The sequence below is a fragment of the Salinivibrio sp. VYel1 genome, assembly GCF_009377945.1.
GTDB lineage: Bacteria > Pseudomonadota > Gammaproteobacteria > Enterobacterales > Vibrionaceae > Salinivibrio > Salinivibrio siamensis.
Genome location: NZ_RSAM01000002.1, coordinates 100,328 through 119,502, shown reverse-complemented (window position 1 = coordinate 119,502; position 19,175 = coordinate 100,328). Strand labels below are relative to the sequence as shown.

Annotated in this window: 17 protein-coding genes, 1 other RNA gene and 1 pseudogene; 5 read left to right on the top strand and 14 right to left on the bottom strand. The window is 50.1% G+C overall.

What is annotated here, in order from left to right; all coding sequences use genetic code 11:
* Nucleotides 1–8: 8 nt before the first annotated feature.
* From betB to EHW58_RS03130, 5 genes are all read right to left on the bottom strand, one after another.
* Complete coding sequence (betB, locus tag EHW58_RS03150; protein WP_046073606.1) at nucleotides 9–1,469, bottom strand: betaine-aldehyde dehydrogenase; 1,461 nt, start codon at nucleotides 1,467–1,469, stop codon at nucleotides 9–11.
* A 54-nt stretch (nucleotides 1,470–1,523) separates the two neighbouring features.
* Nucleotides 1,524–2,126, bottom strand: coding sequence for a transcriptional regulator BetI (gene betI, locus EHW58_RS03145; RefSeq protein ID WP_046073607.1), 603 nt, complete (start codon nucleotides 2,124–2,126; stop codon nucleotides 1,524–1,526).
* Nucleotides 2,127–2,774: 648 nt separating this feature from the next.
* On the bottom strand, nucleotides 2,775–3,773 hold the full coding sequence (cydB, locus tag EHW58_RS03140) for a cytochrome d ubiquinol oxidase subunit II (RefSeq protein WP_046073608.1): 999 nt from the start codon (nucleotides 3,771–3,773) through the stop codon (nucleotides 2,775–2,777).
* Nucleotides 3,770–5,113 (bottom strand): cytochrome ubiquinol oxidase subunit I, encoded by a 1,344-nt coding sequence (locus tag EHW58_RS03135; protein WP_046073609.1) that lies wholly within the window; start codon nucleotides 5,111–5,113, stop codon nucleotides 3,770–3,772. Before EHW58_RS03135 ends, cydB begins: the two co-directional genes overlap by 4 nt.
* A gap of 18 nt (nucleotides 5,114–5,131) precedes the next feature.
* The gene (locus tag EHW58_RS03130; protein WP_152794750.1) at nucleotides 5,132–5,695 is read right to left on the bottom strand and encodes a GbsR/MarR family transcriptional regulator; all 564 of its coding nucleotides are present in this window, start codon (nucleotides 5,693–5,695) and stop codon (nucleotides 5,132–5,134) included.
* A gap of 422 nt (nucleotides 5,696–6,117) precedes the next feature.
* On the opposite strand from EHW58_RS03130, the pseudogene EHW58_RS16010 reads away from it, so the two are divergent.
* From EHW58_RS16010 to EHW58_RS03115, 4 genes and pseudogenes are all read left to right on the top strand, one after another.
* Nucleotides 6,118–6,885 (top strand): annotated as a pseudogene (locus tag EHW58_RS16010) (PAS domain-containing protein); the annotation flags it as partial.
* On the top strand, nucleotides 6,880–7,413 hold the full coding sequence (locus tag EHW58_RS16005) for a methyl-accepting chemotaxis protein (protein WP_255377317.1): 534 nt from the start codon (nucleotides 6,880–6,882) through the stop codon (nucleotides 7,411–7,413). The pseudogene EHW58_RS16010 and the gene EHW58_RS16005, both read left to right, overlap by 6 nt.
* Nucleotides 7,414–7,467: 54 nt before the next feature.
* The gene (locus EHW58_RS03120) at nucleotides 7,468–8,859 is read left to right on the top strand and encodes an HD-GYP domain-containing protein (RefSeq protein ID WP_152794748.1); all 1,392 of its coding nucleotides are present in this window, start codon (nucleotides 7,468–7,470) and stop codon (nucleotides 8,857–8,859) included.
* Nucleotides 8,860–9,015: 156 nt separating this feature from the next.
* Entirely contained in the window at nucleotides 9,016–9,492 is a 477-nt protein-coding gene (locus EHW58_RS03115; RefSeq protein ID WP_077486604.1) for a Dps family protein, read from the top strand.
* A gap of 55 nt (nucleotides 9,493–9,547) precedes the next feature.
* On the opposite strand, the gene EHW58_RS03110 is transcribed toward EHW58_RS03115, so the two are convergent.
* The 6 genes from EHW58_RS03110 to EHW58_RS03085 all read right to left on the bottom strand — a co-directional run bounded on the left by EHW58_RS03110 (nucleotide 9,548) and on the right by EHW58_RS03085 (nucleotide 14,050).
* Nucleotides 9,548–10,411 carry a DUF2861 family protein gene (locus EHW58_RS03110; RefSeq protein WP_152794747.1) on the bottom strand — a complete coding sequence of 288 codons (864 nt, stop codon included), beginning with the start codon at nucleotides 10,409–10,411 and terminating at the stop codon, nucleotides 9,548–9,550.
* Nucleotides 10,408–11,052, bottom strand: a complete 645-nt coding sequence (locus EHW58_RS03105) for a response regulator transcription factor (RefSeq protein ID WP_077578529.1) — start codon at nucleotides 11,050–11,052, stop codon at nucleotides 10,408–10,410. Before EHW58_RS03105 ends, EHW58_RS03110 begins: the two co-directional genes overlap by 4 nt.
* Entirely contained in the window at nucleotides 11,049–12,443 is a 1,395-nt protein-coding gene (locus EHW58_RS03100; protein ID WP_194163204.1) for a DUF3404 domain-containing protein, read from the bottom strand. Before EHW58_RS03100 ends, EHW58_RS03105 begins: the two co-directional genes overlap by 4 nt.
* A 197-nt stretch (nucleotides 12,444–12,640) precedes the next feature.
* An RNA gene (ffs, locus tag EHW58_RS03095) (signal recognition particle sRNA small type) lies at nucleotides 12,641–12,737 on the bottom strand.
* A gap of 122 nt (nucleotides 12,738–12,859) precedes the next feature.
* A complete protein-coding gene (locus tag EHW58_RS03090) occupies nucleotides 12,860–13,591 on the bottom strand; it encodes a hypothetical protein (protein WP_152794741.1) in 732 nt (243 codons plus the stop codon).
* Between the two features lie 39 nt (nucleotides 13,592–13,630).
* Nucleotides 13,631–14,050, bottom strand: coding sequence for a YbaY family lipoprotein (locus EHW58_RS03085; protein ID WP_046073620.1), 420 nt, complete (start codon nucleotides 14,048–14,050; stop codon nucleotides 13,631–13,633).
* Nucleotides 14,051–14,149: 99 nt separating this feature from the next.
* Here EHW58_RS03085 and tesB point away from each other — a divergent pair, with 99 nt between their 5' ends.
* On the top strand, nucleotides 14,150–15,013 hold the full coding sequence (gene tesB, locus EHW58_RS03080) for an acyl-CoA thioesterase II (protein ID WP_046073853.1): 864 nt from the start codon (nucleotides 14,150–14,152) through the stop codon (nucleotides 15,011–15,013).
* Between the two features lie 89 nt (nucleotides 15,014–15,102).
* Here tesB and EHW58_RS03075 read toward each other — a convergent pair whose 3' ends face one another.
* Genes EHW58_RS03075 through EHW58_RS03065 form a run of 3 tightly spaced genes read right to left on the bottom strand, consistent with a single transcriptional unit; the run spans nucleotide 15,103 to nucleotide 19,126 of the window.
* Entirely contained in the window at nucleotides 15,103–16,863 is a 1,761-nt protein-coding gene (locus tag EHW58_RS03075) for an ABC transporter transmembrane domain-containing protein (protein WP_077578532.1), read from the bottom strand.
* Complete coding sequence (locus tag EHW58_RS03070) at nucleotides 16,856–18,616, bottom strand: ABC transporter transmembrane domain-containing protein (RefSeq protein WP_152794737.1); 1,761 nt, start codon at nucleotides 18,614–18,616, stop codon at nucleotides 16,856–16,858. Before EHW58_RS03070 ends, EHW58_RS03075 begins: the two co-directional genes overlap by 8 nt.
* Nucleotides 18,617–18,658: 42 nt before the next feature.
* Nucleotides 18,659–19,126, bottom strand: a complete 468-nt coding sequence (locus tag EHW58_RS03065; protein ID WP_046073854.1) for an Lrp/AsnC family transcriptional regulator — start codon at nucleotides 19,124–19,126, stop codon at nucleotides 18,659–18,661.
* Nucleotides 19,127–19,175: the final 49 nt, after the last annotated feature.

The following is a 19,175-nucleotide window of genomic DNA, read 5'->3' as shown; positions in this document are numbered from 1 at the left end:
GTTAGAAATTAGGCGTAAGGGCTGGCGAAGTCGCCAAGCTCGATCAACACACTCTTGGTTTGGGTATAATGCGTGAGGGTTTCGACACCATTTTCACGCCCTACCCCTGAATGCTTATAGCCACCGACAGGCATTTCAGCCGGCGAATCGCCCCAGGTGTTGACCCAGCAAATACCCGCTTCGAGTTGATGAATAATGCGATGTGCACGCGATAGGTTTTGGGTGAAGACACCAGCCGCTAGGCCATAGTGAGTATTGTTGGCACGTGCTACCACTTCTTCCTCGTCAGAGAAACGCAGCACTGACATCACAGGGCCAAAGATCTCGTCACGAACATGCGCCATGCTGTCGTCACAGTCAGTGAAAATGGTGGGGGCCACAAAGTTACCTTTATCGAGGCCGTTCTCAGTGACGCGGTAACCACCGGTCAGCAAGGTCGCACCGCTTTGTTTTGCGGTCTCGATAGCCGTCATCACTTTCTCAAGGTGATCGGTTGAGATCAGCGCACCAATTTGCGTGTTCATGTCGGTTGGGTCACCGATAACAAGCTTTTCAGTACGATGTTTAAGCTGTTCAATAAAGCGGTCATAGATGCTGTCATGAACAAACACACGTGTACCGTGCGTACACACTTCACCCTGGGTGTAGAAGTTTGCCACCATTGCTGCGGATACCGCATTGTCCAGGTCGGCATCATCAAACACGATACATGGCGATTTACCGCCTAGTTCCATCGTGACTGATTTCAGGGTCTTCGCGGCGTCACCCATAACGGTTTTGCCCGTGCCCACTTCACCGGTAAACGATACTTTGGCAATCTCAGGATGTGCCGTCAGCATTTGACCCACACGATAATCACCCTGCACCACATTAAAGACACCGGCAGGCATACCCGCTTCTGCAAAGATCTCTGCCAGTTTCAGTGCGGTCAGCGGTGTTTCTTCCGAGGGTTTGAAAACCATGGCGTTACCCGCGGCTAAGGCAGGTGCTGACTTCCACATGGCAATTTGAATCGGATAGTTCCATGCACCAATGCCTGCACACACACCCAGTGGCTCACGGCGGGTGTAGAAGAATTGGTTGTCAGAAAGCGGTTGCTGCTCACCTTGCATTGATGGTACCAAGTTAGCAAAGTACTCAATCGCATCCGCGCCCGTCACTACGTCAACCTCTACCGCTTCTTGCATCGGTTTGCCGGTGTCTAGTACTTCCAGCTTGGCTAGCTCATCATTACGCTCACGTAACAACGCAACGGCTTTAAGCAAAATACGGCTACGCTCCATGGCCGTCATACGTGACCAAACCGCAAAACCTTGCTTAGCGGCATCCACCGCAGCTTGCACATCGTCTGCCGAGGCTTGGCCAATTTGCGCCAGTGTCTCGCCCGTTGCTGGGTTTACCGTTGCAAACTGCTCACCGCTTGTTGCGGAGGTAAGCTGACCGTTAATAAAAAGCGTTTTCGCATCCATGATTAATCCTGAATTCATTTCTGTTCGAGTGTGCATGTAAGGCTCTGTTGAGGCTTAGCTCTGAGGACGACCATAAAAGGTCAGTTGCTTATCCAAATAGTCATTGATAATGGTGCGTGCGTTGTTGGCATCAATACCTTTAGGGTTCAATGCACCACGCAACCAGATACCATCAATCAATGCGGCAATCCCCTGAGCAACCATCGCAGCCTGCTCTTCTGGCAATAGTGCGCGAAGTTCAATGCGCAAATGTGACAGCAAGCGCTTCTCGTTCACGCGTTGTAAACGATGTAACTCGTTGTCATGCATGGCATAAGACCAGAACGCCAACCAGGTTTTAACCACATCAGATTTGGCCTGAAAACCTTCAAAGTTGGCATTAATAATCGCGTTAATACGCGCCTGGTGGTGATGACGCGGAATTTCTTTCAATGCGCCGATCACAGTGGCTGAAAGCTCGCGCAATACCACGCGCATCGTTTCTTCCAGCAAGCCATGCTTACCACCGAAGTAGTGGTTGATAATGCCTGTCGATACGCCGGCTTCCTTACTAATCAAAGAAATACTTGCCGCATGTAGCCCCACTCGACCAATCACCGTCATGGTGGCTCTAACAAGTTGCGGTTTTCGTACTTCCGGCATCCCTACCTTAGGCATTTCGTCTCCCATTCGTTTTTAATTGAACGATTAGTTAAAGATAATCTTACACGCTAATCTTTAGATCTCAAACATTATTTTTAACCAATTTGCTACACCCACCCCCACCAAAAAACAGCTAGATAAAGACAAAACAATGATTTAGGTCAATTTTACCCTGACTGATTCCAGACCTAATATTTTGTGCTGATAGCACTATTTGTGAGCAAATCGTGTAAAAAACCGCCTTACCAAACCCTAAAAGCTGGCTTTAATAAGGGGCATAAAGAAGAAAAACGCTTCATTGTCTCGACGACCGAGACGTGCCGGCCACATAGCAATAAAAAGATAACAGCAAAATGCGGCACATTAGAGTAATATCGCTACTAATTAGCCACAAGTGGCAGTTAGGCACGGATCGTCACAATAAGATAAAGAGAGGAAAGCGTCGTACTAAACGGACGACAAATAAATGAGATGTAATGGTTAACCCCCTAAATGTTTAGGGTGACAAGTTTTATGACGTCGCAGCGTGATGCATGAAGCGATAACAGGCAACCTTGACATCGCTTAATAGAAGCGCGTTTAAGGCCAGCCACAGGAGGGCATAAAAAAGCGCTCAGGCCTGTCAAAAAGCCTGAGCGCCTCATCGATGATGTTAACGTCGCCCTACTCGTAGTTAAGCTCTGTCGCTTTCCCCGAGAAGACACGATAAACAAACAGGGTATACAAGAAGATCATGGGCAAGACAAACATGGCACCATAGCCCACAATCAATAAGGTACCCGGCGCACTGGCCGCTTCTTTTGCTGTCATCACCCCAGGAATAATATCGGGGAAAAAGCTATACGCGAGACCAAAGAAACTCAATGCGAATAGGAAAATTGCACCAATGAAAGGGAACTGGTATCCCACATCGTTTTCGACCGGTACGTGGCGTAGGTAGCGATCAACAAGCAGCATGATGGCAAGACAAACCAACGGGACGGGTGCGAGTAATAAAATTTCAGGGAAGCCAAACCAACGCGCTGCGACTGTCTCACTGACCAGAGGATTGACAATACTGATCGCTAACACCCCTAGTGCTGCCAGCCAACCGCCACGACGTGACCATTTAGCCGCACGTTTTTGCAAATCCCCCTCGGTTTTCATCACCAGCCAGGTACCGCCGATATAGATGTACGCTGCGGTAACACAGAGGCCGCTTAATAGCGCAAACAAATATGAGCCTGTGCTGTCATCAAAGGCCAACACATAGCGACCAATCATGTAGCCTTGCGTCATTGACGCGATAAAAGACCCGGCTTTAAAACAACGGTCCCAGAGATCTTTACGCTCTGGCTTCACCTTGGCACGAAAATCAAAAGAGACACCACGTAAGATAAGCCCAGCTAGCATCACAGACGTTGGCAGGTACAGTTCAGTCAAAATCATGCTGTGGGCCGCTGGGAAAGCAATCAGCAACAATCCCACCGCCAACACCAGCCAGGTTTCGTTAGCATCCCAAAAGGGACCAATTGACGCAATCATACGGTCACGCTGCGCCTGATTGCAGCTTGGTAACAGCATACCGACGCCAAGGTCGTAGCCATCAAGCACGGCATACATGAAGACCGAAAAGCCAAACAGCAGCAGATAAATTTCAGGCAGATAAGGAGTTATGCTCATACGTTCACCTCTTTCTCAGGCTGAGCGTGATTGTCTGATTGATATTCAGGCAGGCGTTTTTTCGCCAAAAAGAATAAGGTGCGGATATACGCCACCATTAGCACCGCGTAGAGCGTCAGGTAAATGGTTAAGGTAATCCCTACGTGCGAGCTTGCGACTGGAGTGACCGCATCGGCGGTTTTAAGCACCCCCTGCACCAGCCAGGGCTGACGACCGATTTCCGTCACATACCAGCCTGAAAGCGTGGCCACCCAACCGGAAAACGTCATAGCGACTAGGCCGATTAAGTGCCACTTGGGCATCGGCTGGTTACGCCACACGCGATACGCTGTAAACCAGCTTACCAGCAGCATCAATACGCCCACTCCGACCATAATGCGGAAACCAAAGAACAACGGCTTCACCGGCGGATGATAGTCAAAGCTTTCCAGCCCTTTGATCTCGCCGTCGAGTTGGTGAGTCAGAATCAAGCTCGCCAGATTCGGGATCCCAACTTCAAAGTCGTTGGAACGTGTTTCTTCATTGGGTACCGCAAACAACAGCAAAGGCGCACCCTGCTCGGTTTCCCAAACCCCTTCCATGGCCGCAATTTTCTGCGGCTGATGTTCAAGGGTATTGAGACCGTGCATATCACCGACAAAAATTTGCAAGGGAATAAGGATGGCGGCAGCCGTGATCCCTACTTTTAATGGTTTATCTGCCACACCTGATTTAGGCGATTTCAACTTCTGGTAGGCAGAAATACCGGCAATCAAGAAAGACGCGGTCAGCCCTGACGCTAATAGCATATGGCTTAAGCGATACGGCATAGACGGATTAAAAATCACCTCGAACCAACTGGTTGGATGCACCACACCATCGATAATTTCAAAACCGGTTGGCGTATGCATCCAGCTGTTCAGCACCAAAATCCAGAACGCAGAAATAGTGGTACCAATCGCCACCAGCAGCGTCGCTAATGTGTGCACCCAGTTCGGAACGCGATTTTTACCAAACAGCATAATGCCAAGGAAGGTCGCCTCCATAAAAAAGGCGGTCATCACCTCATAGCCCAACAGAGGCCCGGCAATATTACCGACCTTTTCCATAAAGCCAGGCCAATTGGTGCCGAACTGGAAACTCATGGTGATCCCAGACACCACCCCTAGCGCAAAGGTGAGCGCGAACACTTTTACCCAGAAGTAGTAGGTATCCAACCAGATTTGCTCACCGGTACGGTTGTGCCGGAACTTGAAAAACACCAGCATCCACCCAAGCGCGATTGTGATGGTGGGAAACAGGATGTGAAAGCTGATGTTGGCCGCAAATTGGATCCGCGACAACATTAATGTATCTAACATGACATTACCCTCAGGAGGTTAACTACCCGATTCTTCGTTGGACTTGCTGTGAAACAGCTTGCCGGATAACTCAAGAAGCTTGCCGACACTGCTACCCAGCTTCATCAAGTTTTTTAGATGTTCAGGTTTCATTTGCTGCACATCGTCAAACCAGTGGTTAAACAGCTCTAGGAGATCGTGGATTTCGTGCAACTGCTTAACCGAGTGACTCTCTGCGTCGTCTTCACTCCGCATAAAGTGTGAGCGCAGCATGGATAAAGTAGGGTCAACTTCCCGCTTCTTCCTTTCGGCGAGAACTTGCTGCGCCAACTCCCAGATAGTGCCATTGGACACAAAGTAGTCCTTTCTATCCCCGGGGGTGCGCTGCGAACGGATCAAGTGCCAGCCTTGCAGCTCTTTGGTTGCCATACTGACATTGCCACGAGAAATGTTGAGCGCCGACACAATGTCGTCTGCGCTCAGTGGATGCTCGCTCAACACAATCAGTGCCAACATTTCGCCCACCGAACGATTAAAGCCCCAACGACTTCCCATTTCACCAAAGTGCATCACCACATTACGTAGTTCTTGTGATAGCTCCATCTTGATCTCCCTCACAGTGCTTCTGTGGGATAATACGGAGTTTCTTTGTGGGAGATCAATGAAAATTTGGAAATTTCAGAAATTATTGAAAATAGAAAAGCAAAGTTGTAAGCAAAGGTGAAGAGAGGTTATGAATACGTTACATTCAGCTATAATTAAACATGATCGAAGTCACACAGGTTACGTACCCACGGACGGAAAAGAAAGGGAAAACACACAAACAGATACACAATTGAGAGTTTTATAATCATCGAGTTTCTCAACACAAATGGCTTTTTATACTGGCAACCACAATGTATTTGGGGACAAGATCACATTAGGAGTGTCATTATCGCCTACACTTATCATGGTGCGCCTCCTTATAACGATGAAACAAGACGCGCCGTTAACATAAACACCTGAACAAAAGGAAGTTTGCTGTCATGTTCAAAAAAGCGCAGCGAGAGCTGGACACCTGCCGAGCAGAAAAAGCCGCGCTCCAAGCAGAGCTCGATGCTATCAAAGCACATATTGCCACCATCACCTTTACACCTGATGGCATTATTACCGATGTGAATGACAAGCTGCTCAATATTATCGGCTACACCGCCGATGAAGTCATCGGCCAACATCACCGTGCGGTGTGCTTTGACGAGACCAGTCAAGCCCCAAGTTACCAGCAGTTTTGGCAGTCACTCGCGCAAGGAAAGGCACAAAAAGGGGTGTTTCGTCGCCGCCATCAATCCGGCGCCGAGATTTGGATGGAAGCGACCTATGTCCCCATTAAAGATGCCAACGGCAAAGTCGTCAGCATTCGCAAATTAGCGGCTGATGTGACGCAACAGTATCAAGACGCCCGCCGACAAGAGGCCATATTAGCAGCGATTAACCGCTCATTGGCGGTGATTGAATTCGAGCCCGATGGCACGATTATTCGTGCCAACGATAACTTTCTCGCTGCAGTCGGCTATCAAGACCACGAGATCAAAGGCCAACATCACCGTATGTTCTGTGATCAGGACTTTTACGATGAGAACCCTGATTTTTGGGCGAATTTAGCACGCGGACAATTCACTTCTGGGCAATATTTGCGCCGCGATAAATATGGTAACGAAGTCTGGTTAGAAGCCACCTATAATCCCGTTTTTGATGCGAAGGGAAACGTTCATCGGGTAATCAAGTTCGCTACTGCCATCACCGATACGGTGAAACAAAACCAGGCAGTCAATCAGGCGGCAGAACTCGCGCAAGCCTCTTCCGAACAAACACTCCGCCACAGTGAAAACGGCAGTGCCTTGTTACAAGAGGCCGTCAAGCTGTCGCAGAGTGTGAACGATCAAGCCGTCGAGGCCACCAATCAAGTCGCACAATTGAGTGAGCACGCACAAAGTATCGAAAACATCGTCACCACTATTAAGCAAATCGCAGAGCAAACGAACCTTCTAGCGCTAAATGCGGCAATAGAAGCCGCACGCGCGGGCGACCAAGGGCGAGGCTTTGCCGTGGTCGCCGATGAAGTACGCGGCCTGTCGCAACGCACTAGTCACTCGACCACCGAAATTGCCGATGTTGTCGATGAAAACCAACAACTGATCAAAGGCGTGAGTGAGGCAATGGAAAGAGTGACCGAGCAATCGACCATAGGACAAGAAAAAGTCACCGCTGCCGACACTGTGATGAGTGACATTCATGCCGGCGCGGAAGAAGTGTCCGCTACCGTTCGTCGGCTGACACAATAACCGTCGATCTCATTGCCATTCGGTCGCGATGAGTACAAAGGATAAGGAAATACGATGCACACCCAGGCCAGCAGCGCGACACAGTTGCAATTATCGGAGCTTATTCTGGCGTTAAGTACCGCGTTGGATATGACGGAGGGGCAACCTCCCGAACATTGTATGCGCTGCACGTGGTTAGGAATGAAACTCGCTGACGCCTTAGCGCTCGATGATCAACAACGTCATGATCTTTTCTATACGTTGCTGCTAAAAGATGCGGGCTGCAGCAGCAATGCGGCACGGATCTGTGAGCTTTACCTCACCAATGATTTAGCGTTTAAACAAAGCTACAAGGTAGTGGACGGTAGCTTGTCCAGCGTACTTAACTTTGTGTTAAAAAATACTGGGGTCAAACGCGGCTTCATGCAAAAACTCTCGACCACACTCGATATCATCCGCAACGGTGACATGTATGCGCAAGAGCTGATCGAAACGCGATGTACCCGTGGTGCCGATGTCGCACGCGATTTACGTTTTAGTGAAACCGTTGCTGAAGCCATCTATGCGCTGGATGAACACTATGATGGTGGTGGGCGTCCTGATCAGTTAAAGGCCGATCAGATCCCCTTTTTTTCGCGCATCGCATTGATGACGCAAGTCATTGATGTCTTCCGAACCGAGTCCGGTGTCGACGCCGCACTTCGCGAGCTAAAAAACCGTCGCGGCACCTGGTTTGATCCAACGCTGGTCGATACCTTTTTACAGATAGCGCGCGAGCCGCAGTTTTGGCAGCAACTGGACAGCCCCGCGTTAAAAAAAGACGTGCTGTCGATGACGCCGGCTGACACAAGTATTCCGGTCGATGATGACTACTTGGATGACATTGCAGCGGCTTTCGGGCGCATTGTTGATGCCAAAAGCCCTTTCACCTCCGGTCACAGCGAGCGCGTGGCCGTTTACGCCAGCTTAATTGCTGATGAGCTTGGTATCAGTGAACAGGAAAAAAAATGGCTAAAGCGTGGCGCGTTACTGCACGATATTGGCAAGCTCGGCGTAAGCAATGATGTGCTTGATAAACCGGGAAAATTGGATGAAGAGGAATGGGAGCATGTTAAACGCCATGCCGCACTGAGTAAAACCATCTTATCGAAAATCCACCAATTCGATCATCTTGCCAAGTTCGCCAGCGCCCATCACGAAAAGCTCGATGGTACTGGGTACCCTGAGGGGATCAAAAGCGATGACATCTCTTTGCTCACTCGCATTATTACCACCGCTGATATTTTCGATGCCATCACTGCCGAGCGCCCCTATCGTGGCCCGATTCCGATGAACAAAGCCCTCTCTATCATGAAAGAAGAGACAGGCACAGCCATCGACGCGCAATGTTTACAAGCGCTAATGGCTGGCCTCGAGCGCCTGCCGGAGCATTTTATTGTTCATGACGATACCTCGATCACATCATAGGTCACACCTATCGCGTATATAGGTTAACTCCATTTTCTTTTTTTATATCGGGTAGTTACTCTATCCACATCGTTTGGAACGAACCGTTTCCAGTGCTTGGCACTCGCGATAAAGCGAAGGGTCGAACACATTGATTTGCCACTAAGGAGGCATTAAATGAGTAAGCAAGCAGCATTGATTGGACTAGACAGCAGCAAAGCCGAAGATCTAGGCGCGCGTTTGGATACGCTATTAGCGAACTACCAAGTGCTATACACCAATGTGCGTGGTTTTCACTGGAACATCAAAGGCAACGACTTTTTCGAGTTGCATACCAAATTTGAAGAGATTTACACCGATCTTCAAACCAAAATTGACGAAGTCGCCGAGCGCATTCTCACCATCGGTGGCACCGCCGAACATCGCTTCAGCGAGTACCTGAAGGTCAGTGAAATTAAAGAGCATGCACCCGAAGCAAATGGTCAAGCTGGTGTCCGTGCATTAGTCGAAGGCTTTAGTGTTCTGATTGGCCTACAACGCGATATCATGAACCTTGCCGGTGATGCGGGTGACGAAGGGACATCTGCACTGATGAGCGATTACATCCGCGAACAAGAAAAACTGATGTGGATGCTAAACGCTTACCTTAACTAATCATCAATCAATAAGATTTAGCAAAAGCCCGCGTAAATGCGGGCTTTTTTGTGGCTCATTCTTTATTCACTGTTCGAGGCAGCGGCAACGCTAATCGCTCAACATAGTTGACTTTAATGGCACCTTGATACTCAAAATGGCTGACAGTGACGCTTAAATGCTCAGCATTAACAAGTGATGAGGTGGGCAATTTTATCTTGGTTGGCGCGTGGGAGTTGTCTGCGCGGCCGGACAGATAAATCGGCGTTTGTTCGACCCAGCGATAGGCGTCATCAAGCCACAACCAGTGTGCAGCGGCTGGCGAACAACTCAAAGGCGTATCGGGCAAATCGATTGCGAGCTGTTGATCAGGATGGCCTATCAGTTTTACCCAAGGGCGGCGTGGCAGCCCATACACCACCAAACTATAATGCTGACCACCCATTTTTAACTCATAAATACCAGGAATAATTTGGGTAAATAGTTGCCCTGATTCTATTTCTTGATACCCGCTTTTCGCGTTCAAGATCTCATTGAGCACCGTTTGCCCGGTAGGATCAGTGAGGGTTAGCAAGGTATCACGCTCGACCTGCTCGGCAGAAAGCTTGATTTCATAGCCAAGACTTGAGGCGCCTGCCCGTCGTACAAATGCAATGGTTAACCCTTGAGGGATCCCTTTACCGTTGGGCTCAGTTAACTGTTGGCCACAATCCGTTTGATTGATGATCGCGTACTTGATCTTCGCCCAATGCTCAGTCGGTATCTGCTGCTGAGATAGCGCAAAAATAAGCTCTTGCCACGCCACCTTGGGCCTATCTGCGAGGAGTGCCTGATAGGTTTCCTGCATCGGTGTTTTTGGAAACCAAACTTGCTCAGCGCGGACACTGAAGCTGCATACCATGCATGCTATCACGAGTATGTGGTAGCCAAACCCGTTCATAGCACCACCAACCGATACCCGACACCGCGATGCGTCTCTATCGCTAAACCGGGCAACTTTTGTCGTAGTCGCAACACATGATTGTCAACCGTGCGCGTGGTAGGAAACGCCTGATATCCCCATATTTTATTGAGCAATTCTTCGCGATGAAAAACCCGCCCTTGGTTTTGTAACAGCAATAGCAATAAATCAAACTCTTTAGGCTTGAGCGTCACATCCTGGTCTTGCCAATACACATGACGGGATCCAGGTTCAACCTTGATCTGCCCGTATACGAGTTGGCTTTCTCCTAAGGGCCGTAATTGGGCATAGATACGCGCCAAGAGCTCCTGATGTGAAAAGGGTTTAACCACATAATCTTTGGCGCCGGCCATTAAGCCCTCAACCCGTTGCTCAACCTCAATTTTGGCTGTCAATACGATCACTGGCACTGCTTTTAAAGACAGCCAATGAGGCAGATGCGCTAAACTATCGCCATCGGCGAGCTGGCGGTCTAAAATCACCAAATCGGCATGAAACCAATGCTTATCCACCTTATTACTCTCTGCCAGCCAGGTGCATTCAAACCCTTGCTGTTCCAAAAACTGGCGTAAGCCTTCCCCTAATAAGGTGTCATCTTCAATCAACAATAGATGGCTCATTGCGGCAACTCCAGAATACAGCAGGTTGGGTGGCGCTTGATCACTAGCTTCCCCCCCATTTGACGCATTAAACGCGCCACTAAAAACAATCCAATCCCCATGTTTCTTTCTGACGGTGACGACTTATATCGCCGCCACAGCCTTTGCCACCAGGATGGAAAAACTCCGTTATCATACACACAAACTCGTACGCGCTTATCCACGCATACACGAAGCCAAATTTGATCACCGCCATGATGATGGGCATTTTGAATCAGGTTTTTCAAGCAGATGGATAACCAGTAGAAAGGCAACGTCAGTGTTTTATCTTGCTCAAGGGTGTAGTCAACCTCTAGGCAATCGCAAATATTATCCAGCCACTCCGATAAGGACGCAGTTTGTAACTTAAATTGCTCACGTTTATCGGTACTTAAATAGCCCTTACTGGTCTCTGTCAGCTGACTTAAGCGTTGATGATCCGCCAGTAATCGCCAAAGCACATCTTGCGTGCTGGGCTCAAGCAAATCGAACTGGCTGCGCAACATTTCCACCGTCATACCTAGGCTTGCGATCGGTGTTCTTAGCTCATGCGTCAGCAACTGGAGAATAAATTGGCGCTCACGGCGCTGCTGGTATCGATCGTATAGGCTACGCGCTAAACCAACTATTAGCGCACAAAAAACCGCTACCAACACCGCAATCATCACGCCACGATACGCCGGGTGGAGTTGATTACAAATATTTCCATAGCGGTAATCACACCCCGTCGTATTCGTCGATAAACTCAAACGATATTGCTCAGCAATTGGCGCCCATTGTTCATGAGATAGCGCCTTCCACCCTTCTTCGCCGTTAAGCCACAGGCGCCCGCCATCTAAATACGCACGGTAACCACTGAGTAACGCATCTCGGCCTGCCTGACTGAGGACATTCAGTGCAGCATGTAGAGGGTGCTTTTCGTTGGCTAAGGTAAAACGTTGTACCAGTTCAGGTGACGGCGTGTCGATCCCACGCGCTGACACATAACGTTCAGCATAACTTCCACCGGCAGGATGGAGTAGCGGGTTTTGCTCAAACCACTCAATGGGTAAAGGCTCATCACGGCACAAAGCCAATTCAAAACGCTGGGCGGCTAACAAAAGGGGGGACACGATACTGGGGGTCGGCTGGCACGTTTGCACCACTTGGTGTAGTGCGTTTAAGTCCTGCCAGTTAACATTCTCGAAATCAGGGTACTGCGACTGACTGACCAACAAAGCCTGCGGATAGGCATTTAATGCCGGCTGTGCAACCATCAAGGTGCCCGTTTGCCAGGCCTTATCATAAAACCCTTTCAGTTGCGTGTGCAGCTCACTGGCCGCCGTTTGGCTGCTGAGTAAAGCCAACAGTAACGCTGCTAACGCTCGAAACACCACTTTGCCACCCTTTTGGACCCTCACACTGACGCAACAAGTGCTAATGATGAGATCATAGTTAAGCAATTAAAAGCTGTGTCACCCGAGTGTCAACATTGTAGCTGGTTAGAAAGTAGCTGTGTCACACAGTCAATAAAGATAGAGAGTCAATAGAGGAAGTGAGAACGTTTTACGACAGGCAGAAAGGGCGGAGACCTCCCCAGCTACATCCCGGCACACACGTCCCAAGCGCGGGCTGCTTCCTTCCGGACCTGACCCAGTACACAAGATAGTGTTGCGGGAGAACCAAGGAGGCCTCCATCGATATGTCGTTAAGCTTGCTTAACTGCGGGGCATTATGTGGCAAGGCTGGATGCAATGCAAGGAGGATTCATGACCTCATTCGTTAACTGTTTATCTTCTAGGCAATTTTCCTACTGATCGTCCGGCTCTTCCAATAGCAAATACTCACCAACCCAAATCGCCGCAAGCATGGTAGCCCACGCGACTAATAGCGACAGCGTGAGTTGTCCAGGGGTAATCCACGTAATCACCAAAAACGGCATACTCGGGATAAGATGCAAGGCAAGGTGACGTGAGCGAGCAAATTGTGGTGTGAATCCCACCCACTGTAACAACCAAATAATCATCACCGTTGTCGCACTCCATAACGCAGCAGGCCAGCCACTCACCGCCACTAATACAGGCAGTAACAGCCAGGCCCCGCGATGGGGAGGCTGATAACCTGGCCAATATCTGATCGCAAGCCATAACCCCACGAGTGCTAGCGTTTGCAGCGCGAGAGTACTCGGTGAGCCACCCAATTTAGCTTCAGATTGCAAAGCCATCATCCCCGCGAACATGGCAACCATCACCGCACAGAGTAATAGCTTGACGTGTGGATGTCGGTCGGGATTGAACCAGAGAGACAAAGCCGGCAAAAGCAATAGCGTGCTCGCGGCTAACAGCGTAGGGAGATATGGCAAGGTAAAGGCAAAAATCGCCATCGCTAGCGCCAAGCACCAACTCGCGAATTTATCTGGATAGAAAAAGAATAAAGCAGACGCGCCAATCGCTAAACTATTCAGGGAAAACGTGGCGCTAATCCCCGCGACAGCGATAACCGTCAGCACCAACACGGGCCAGAGAAACAGTGAGATTCGCATGCACACTCCTTGTGCGGATATCTCTCACCAGTGTAGCGATCAATGCCCCGCGCGCACCAGTGTTAGCGTTGGATCATAGGTATGATTCGTATCCGTGATCACTTTATTGACCGTATTGGTAATAAACAGAGGCCGATCACTCACATCGATCTGGGCGGTGATCACATAATCGTGCGTCGTCGTAATTTGGCTCGGATCATAGTTGAGGGAAAAATGCAGAGGCGCTTGTTGCCCCTCCGTCACGAAAGACTGTCGACTGATCACTTTGCCTGGCGCATCGATGTTTTTAATCTCTACCAAGCGCACTGTTACACTGGCATTTTCGGGCAACGCAAGGCGTTCTCGATACACCAAGCTACCAGAAACATTTGCTAAATCATTAGGTTGGCTATTTCCAGAACAAGCAGTAAACACCAAAGCAGTGAATAAGGCGAACAATAGAAACGTTAGTTTCTTCATTAAAGAATCCTCACTGAAGCACGTTCAAATGCGGCAAAAACGCTAAGGTTATGATAGCTTGAACAATAACAATGGAAGCATAGCATGAATCAAGGACTTATGAGCCAACCACTGAAAGAACTCTTACAGCTGCTAGAGCTTGAGCGACTAGACACTGGCCTGTACCGCGGTCAAAGTGAGAACCTTGGACTCCCCCAAGTGTATGGTGGGCAAGTGATTGGACAGGCCTTATCGGCCTCCAAAACCTCGGTTGACCCTGATCGCTTTTTGCATTCATTCCATAGCTATTTTCTGCGCCCAGGCGATCCTGAGCAGCCGATCATCTATGATGTTGAGATACTCAGAGACGGAAAAAGTTTCAGCACACGGCGAATAAAAGCCGTGCAGTACGGCAAACCGATTTTTTATCTCACCGCCTCTTATCAAGAAGAGGAAGAAAGCTTTGAGCATCAAAACACCATGCCGACAGACGTGCCAGCGCCCGAGACCTTGCGCTCTGAGCAGTCACTTGTCAATGATATCGCTCACAAGCTTCCCCCTAATGTGGTCAAAGCCTTTGGGGGTGACAAGCCGATTGAAGTGCGGCCTGCCACAGTGATCAACCCACTTAAACCCCATTCCGCGCCGGCTAAGCAATATCTGTGGATCCGCGCCAATGGTGAAGTCGGCGACGATTTTCATGTCCACCAGTATTTACTCGGCTATGCCGCCGATTGGGGCTTTTTGGTCACGGCGTTGCAACCTCACGCAGTGACGCTGCTTACGCCGGGCATGAAAGTGGCCACCATTGATCACTCCATGTGGTTCCACCGCCCGTTTAGAATGGATGAGTGGCTGTTGTTTGCGATTGAAAGCCCGTCCGCCAGTGGCGCGCGTGGTTTTGTACGCGGCGAACTTTTTAATCAGCAAGGCGATCTTGTTGCTTCAGCGACCCAAGAAGGTTTGATGCGTAAACTCTCCTAACCATCAACGTCTCGAGCGTGAGGGAGTCTGAGCAGCACAAAAAAGGGGCATTGCGCCCCTTTTTGATTGCTTCACTCATGACTGAGCCGCTACACCTGCGCCTCTTCCTCTAATGCGGCTAAATGCGCGCTGGCTTGCTGTAGTTGATACATCTGCCAGTAGCGACCTTGCTGACGCAGCAGGCTTTGATGACGCCCTTGCTCAATCACGCGGCCACGATGCAAGACGAGGATGTTATCGGCCTCGGCAATGGTCGATAAGCGGTGCGCAATCACCACCACCGTCATCTGTTGGCGTAACCGATTCAGCGCCTGTTGCACAAGCTCTTCGGTACCAGAGTCGATATTGGCGGTGGCTTCATCAAGGATCAGAATTTTAGGCTGACGCACCAACACGCGCGCCAGAGCCAACAGCTGGCGCTGACCGGCAGAAAAGGTCATCCCGCCCTCGCCAAGTAAGGTATCCAGCCCCGCTGGCAACCCTTTCACGTAATCTGCCAGCGCCACTTGTTCGAGCGCATGCCAGATTTTTTCATCGTCCAGCGTCTGCCCCAGCGCGATGTTTTCTCGCAAACTCCCCGTCAGCATGTGCGGATCTTGTTGCACCATGGCAACGCCCTCACGCAAGCTTTGATGACTCAAGCTTTCGATCGGTAATCCACCCAGCGTCAGCGTCCCCTCGCCTGCGCGATAAAACCCCATCAATAGCGACGCCAAAGTTGATTTACCGCTGCCCGTATGTCCCACCAACGCCAGAAAGCCGCCGGCAGGGACGTCTACATTCACGTCTGACAACACCGGTGTTTCACCATCATAGGAAAACGACACATTCTGCAGTGCAATGGCACCATCAGGGATCGGCGTGGTGTCATGGCCATATTGCTCAGGCGGCGTATCCATCATTTCGAAAAGCCGCTCACCGGCCGAGATAGCCTGCTGAAGCAGTGACAGTTGCTGCATCATTTCAATCAATGGCTCGGTGATCCGCCCCAAATAGCTTAAAAAGGCGTATAGCACCCCAACACCAATCACTGCTGTGCCGCTAAAACCGAAGATAGCCACCAAAGACAGCAAGGCGGCCCCCGCCAATAAATCAATCAAAGGGCGGAGATAGATCCCGTTAAGGCGCTGAATAGTGACCATGGCATCCAAGTGATCCGCAGTCATATCACTGAATCGCGAGGAGAACGCCCGCTCTTGCTGCATTAGCTGGATCAAATTCATACCGAGCACAGATTCATTCATCACCCCGTTGATATCTGCTAGCCGATCTCGCGCCCGACGATACGCAGGCGCTGAACGTTTTTGATAGCGCGCCATCACCAGCACCACACACGGCAGTAGCACCAGCACCACCATTGTCAGTTGCACACTGAGCATTAGCATCGCCACCAGCATCACACCAATTAGCGCTATGTTACGTAAAAAGGTAGAAAGCACCGACACATACAGCTCTTTCAACGACTCGGTGTCGTTAGTTAAGCGCGATACAATGCGTCCCATTGGCACATAATCAAAGGCTGACAGAGGCTGTTTAATCACATTGGCGAACACCGCTTTACGAATACGTTGAATGATGGCCACCGCCATGGTGTTAAAACGCAGCTCGTACTGATACTGAAAGCCCGCGGAAACAATGGTCGATACGATATAGCCCACCGCCAGTGCCCACATAATCACCGCCGGATAATGGTCTTTGGCGACATAATTATCGAGAAAGATTTGCACTAAATAAGGCCCCGTCACTTCGGCCACAGCCGCCACCAGCAAGAAAACCGTGGCAATCACGAATTGACGCCTGTCGCGGCGCATGTAGCTTAGCAATCGAAATAAGATCTCTCGCTTAGTCATGGCGCGGCTCCTCATCGGCTTCCAATGCCGCTTCCAGCTGCTGATATTGGTGCATTTCTTGATACCATCCTGGCTGTTGAATCAATTGGCGATGCTGGCCACGCTCTCGGATTTGCCCATGAGTGAGCACCACAATTTCATCGGCGTTTTCAAGTGCCGATAAGCGGTGGGCTATCACAATCGTGGTACGGGTGTGCTGATGCTGTTGCAGGTTCTGCAAAATGCGGTGCTCGGTGTCACCATCAACGGCTGACAAAGCATCATCCAAAATCAAGCACTCCGCTTCCACCAATAAAGCGCGAGCAATCGAAATACGCTGCTTTTGACCACCAGATAAGGTGATCCCTTTTTCACCCACCGCGGTTTCATACCCGTGCGGCAGCTGACGGATGTCTTCATCAATGCAGGCAAGTGTCGCCGCCTGTTCGATTTCCGCTTGGGTCGCATCCGGACGACCAAGGGCGATGTTTTCCGCAATCGAGCGCGAAAACAAAAACGGCGTTTGCGTCACCACCGCGAAACGTTGTCGCCATGACGACAAGTCAGCCTCCGCTATCGACACATCACCATAGCGAATATCACCCTTTTCAAGCTGGGTCAGATGAAGTAGCAATTGCAATAAGGTTGATTTACCACTGCCGACTGGGCCGGCAATCCCCAGCATGGCCCCAGGCGGAAGCGTCACATGGATATCTTTGAGGGCAAAACTGTCATCCGGTTGCCACTTAAACTGCTCAATGGCCAGCGTCAACGGCTGCATGGTGTTAGGCAGCGGCGTGTCACCGCCAACAATATCCGGCTGCTCTTGCAGTAACGCATCAATCCGCGTCCAAGCGGCGCGCCCACGCTCAATAATATTAAATAGCCACGCCACCGCGAGCATCGGCCAAATCATCAAGCCTTGATACAAGGTAAATGCGGTAAGATCCCCAAGCGAAATATCACCAGTGGCGACCATGTAGCCGCCGCCAGACACGGTTAGGAAAAACGAAGCGCCAATGGTGCCTTGGATCACCGGCGAAAACAGCGCATCAACCCGTGCCACCGCGAGGTTTTTCTCCCCAGTACGATCGGCAACTTGATTAAACTGATTCATCTGGTGCTGCTCTAAGCCGAATGCACGTACCATACGCACTGCTGACAGTGAGGACTGACTCACCTCTGAAAGCTCAGAAAACGCCGCTTGCGATTCGGTAAAGGTATGGTGCAAACGACGGCCAAAGCGATTGACCAGCACCGCCATCACCGGCATCGGTAACAGCGCTAAAAGCGTCAGCTGCCAGCTAATTTGGCTTACCATCACAATGAGCACAGCAACGCCTGTGATAATGGAATCCCCGGCAGTCAGGACCCCTTCACCGGCCGTCATTACCACTGCTTTCACATCATTGGTGGAACGCGCCATGATATCGCCACTCGGATAGCGACGGAAAAAATGCGGGGATTGACGGGTAAAGTGATCATAAAGCCGATTGCGCAGCACAGTGCCCAGCTCAGCCGCGGCACCAAATAGCCAGACTCGCCACACAATACGTAGCAGATATACCACTACCCAAATGGCCAGCATGCCTGCCAGTAGCCACATCAGTAGCTCAGTGGAAATCTCGCCCGCGACCACGCCATCAACCACATGGCCCACGGCCATCGGCGGGATCAGCTCGAAGACAGAGACAAATACTAAAATAATCATGGCGCCGAGATAACGACGCCATTCACGTTTAAAAAACCAGCCTAACTGCCAAAACACCTTCATGAGGTCTCCTTTTTATCCCCGCCTTTTTATCATCACAACGACCTATCGGATCGGTAAGGCGGTGGTGTACTTAAGCGCTTCCATGGCGAATGTTGATGTCACATTATTCAGACTTGGCACAGAATTGACCAGCTTTTTATAAAAATGATCAAATCGAGTCATATCAGCCACCTGCACCTTCATCATGTAATCATATTCTCCCGCCATACGGTAGAATTCCATCACCTCAGGGAACTCGGTCACCACCTCGGTAAAGGTCTTGTACCACTGCTCACTGTGGTCATTGGTTTTGATATGGACGAAGGCGGTAAATGCGAGGCCAACGGTTTCGGGGTCAAGCAATGCCACCCGCCCACGGATCACCCCTTGTGATTCCAGCCGTTTTAGCCGCTTCCAACAGGGAGTCGTGGTTAAATTCACCCGTTCGGCCAACGCTGCCACAGACCAGTTGGCATCTTCCTGCAGCGCCGCGAGTAAAGTGCGATCTATCTCATCTAAAGTGATAGTCATAAAATTTTTTTCCATTAAGTATTATATGGGAGTTTATTTTTCTATTTAG

What these genes read in the sequence shown, in the direction of transcription:
- EHW58_RS03120 (WP_152794748.1), top strand. Translation starts at nt 7,468, where the DNA reads ATGCACACCCAGGCCAGCAGCGCGACACAGTTGCAATTATCGGAGCTT.
- tesB (WP_046073853.1), top strand. Translation starts at nt 14,150, where the DNA reads ATGAGCCAACCACTGAAAGAACTCTTACAGCTGCTAGAGCTTGAGCGA.
- EHW58_RS03090 (WP_152794741.1), bottom strand. Translation starts at nt 13,591, where the DNA reads ATGCGAATCTCACTGTTTCTCTGGCCCGTGTTGGTGCTGACGGTTATC.
- cydB (WP_046073608.1), bottom strand. Translation starts at nt 3,773, where the DNA reads ATGAGCATAACTCCTTATCTGCCTGAAATTTATCTGCTGCTGTTTGGC.
- EHW58_RS03075 (WP_077578532.1), bottom strand. Translation starts at nt 16,863, where the DNA reads ATGACTAAGCGAGAGATCTTATTTCGATTGCTAAGCTACATGCGCCGC.
- EHW58_RS03105 (WP_077578529.1), bottom strand. Translation starts at nt 11,052, where the DNA reads ATGAGCCATCTATTGTTGATTGAAGATGACACCTTATTAGGGGAAGGC.
- EHW58_RS03110 (WP_152794747.1), bottom strand. Translation starts at nt 10,411, where the DNA reads ATGAACGGGTTTGGCTACCACATACTCGTGATAGCATGCATGGTATGC.
- EHW58_RS03070 (WP_152794737.1), bottom strand. Translation starts at nt 18,616, where the DNA reads ATGAAGGTGTTTTGGCAGTTAGGCTGGTTTTTTAAACGTGAATGGCGT.
- EHW58_RS03130 (WP_152794750.1), bottom strand. Translation starts at nt 5,695, where the DNA reads ATGGAGCTATCACAAGAACTACGTAATGTGGTGATGCACTTTGGTGAA.
- betI (WP_046073607.1), bottom strand. Translation starts at nt 2,126, where the DNA reads ATGCCTAAGGTAGGGATGCCGGAAGTACGAAAACCGCAACTTGTTAGA.
- EHW58_RS03085 (WP_046073620.1), bottom strand. Translation starts at nt 14,050, where the DNA reads ATGAAGAAACTAACGTTTCTATTGTTCGCCTTATTCACTGCTTTGGTG.
- EHW58_RS03135 (WP_046073609.1), bottom strand. Translation starts at nt 5,113, where the DNA reads ATGTTAGATACATTAATGTTGTCGCGGATCCAATTTGCGGCCAACATC.
- betB (WP_046073606.1), bottom strand. Translation starts at nt 1,469, where the DNA reads ATGGATGCGAAAACGCTTTTTATTAACGGTCAGCTTACCTCCGCAACA.
- EHW58_RS03065 (WP_046073854.1), bottom strand. Translation starts at nt 19,126, where the DNA reads ATGACTATCACTTTAGATGAGATAGATCGCACTTTACTCGCGGCGCTG.
- EHW58_RS03115 (WP_077486604.1), top strand. Translation starts at nt 9,016, where the DNA reads ATGAGTAAGCAAGCAGCATTGATTGGACTAGACAGCAGCAAAGCCGAA.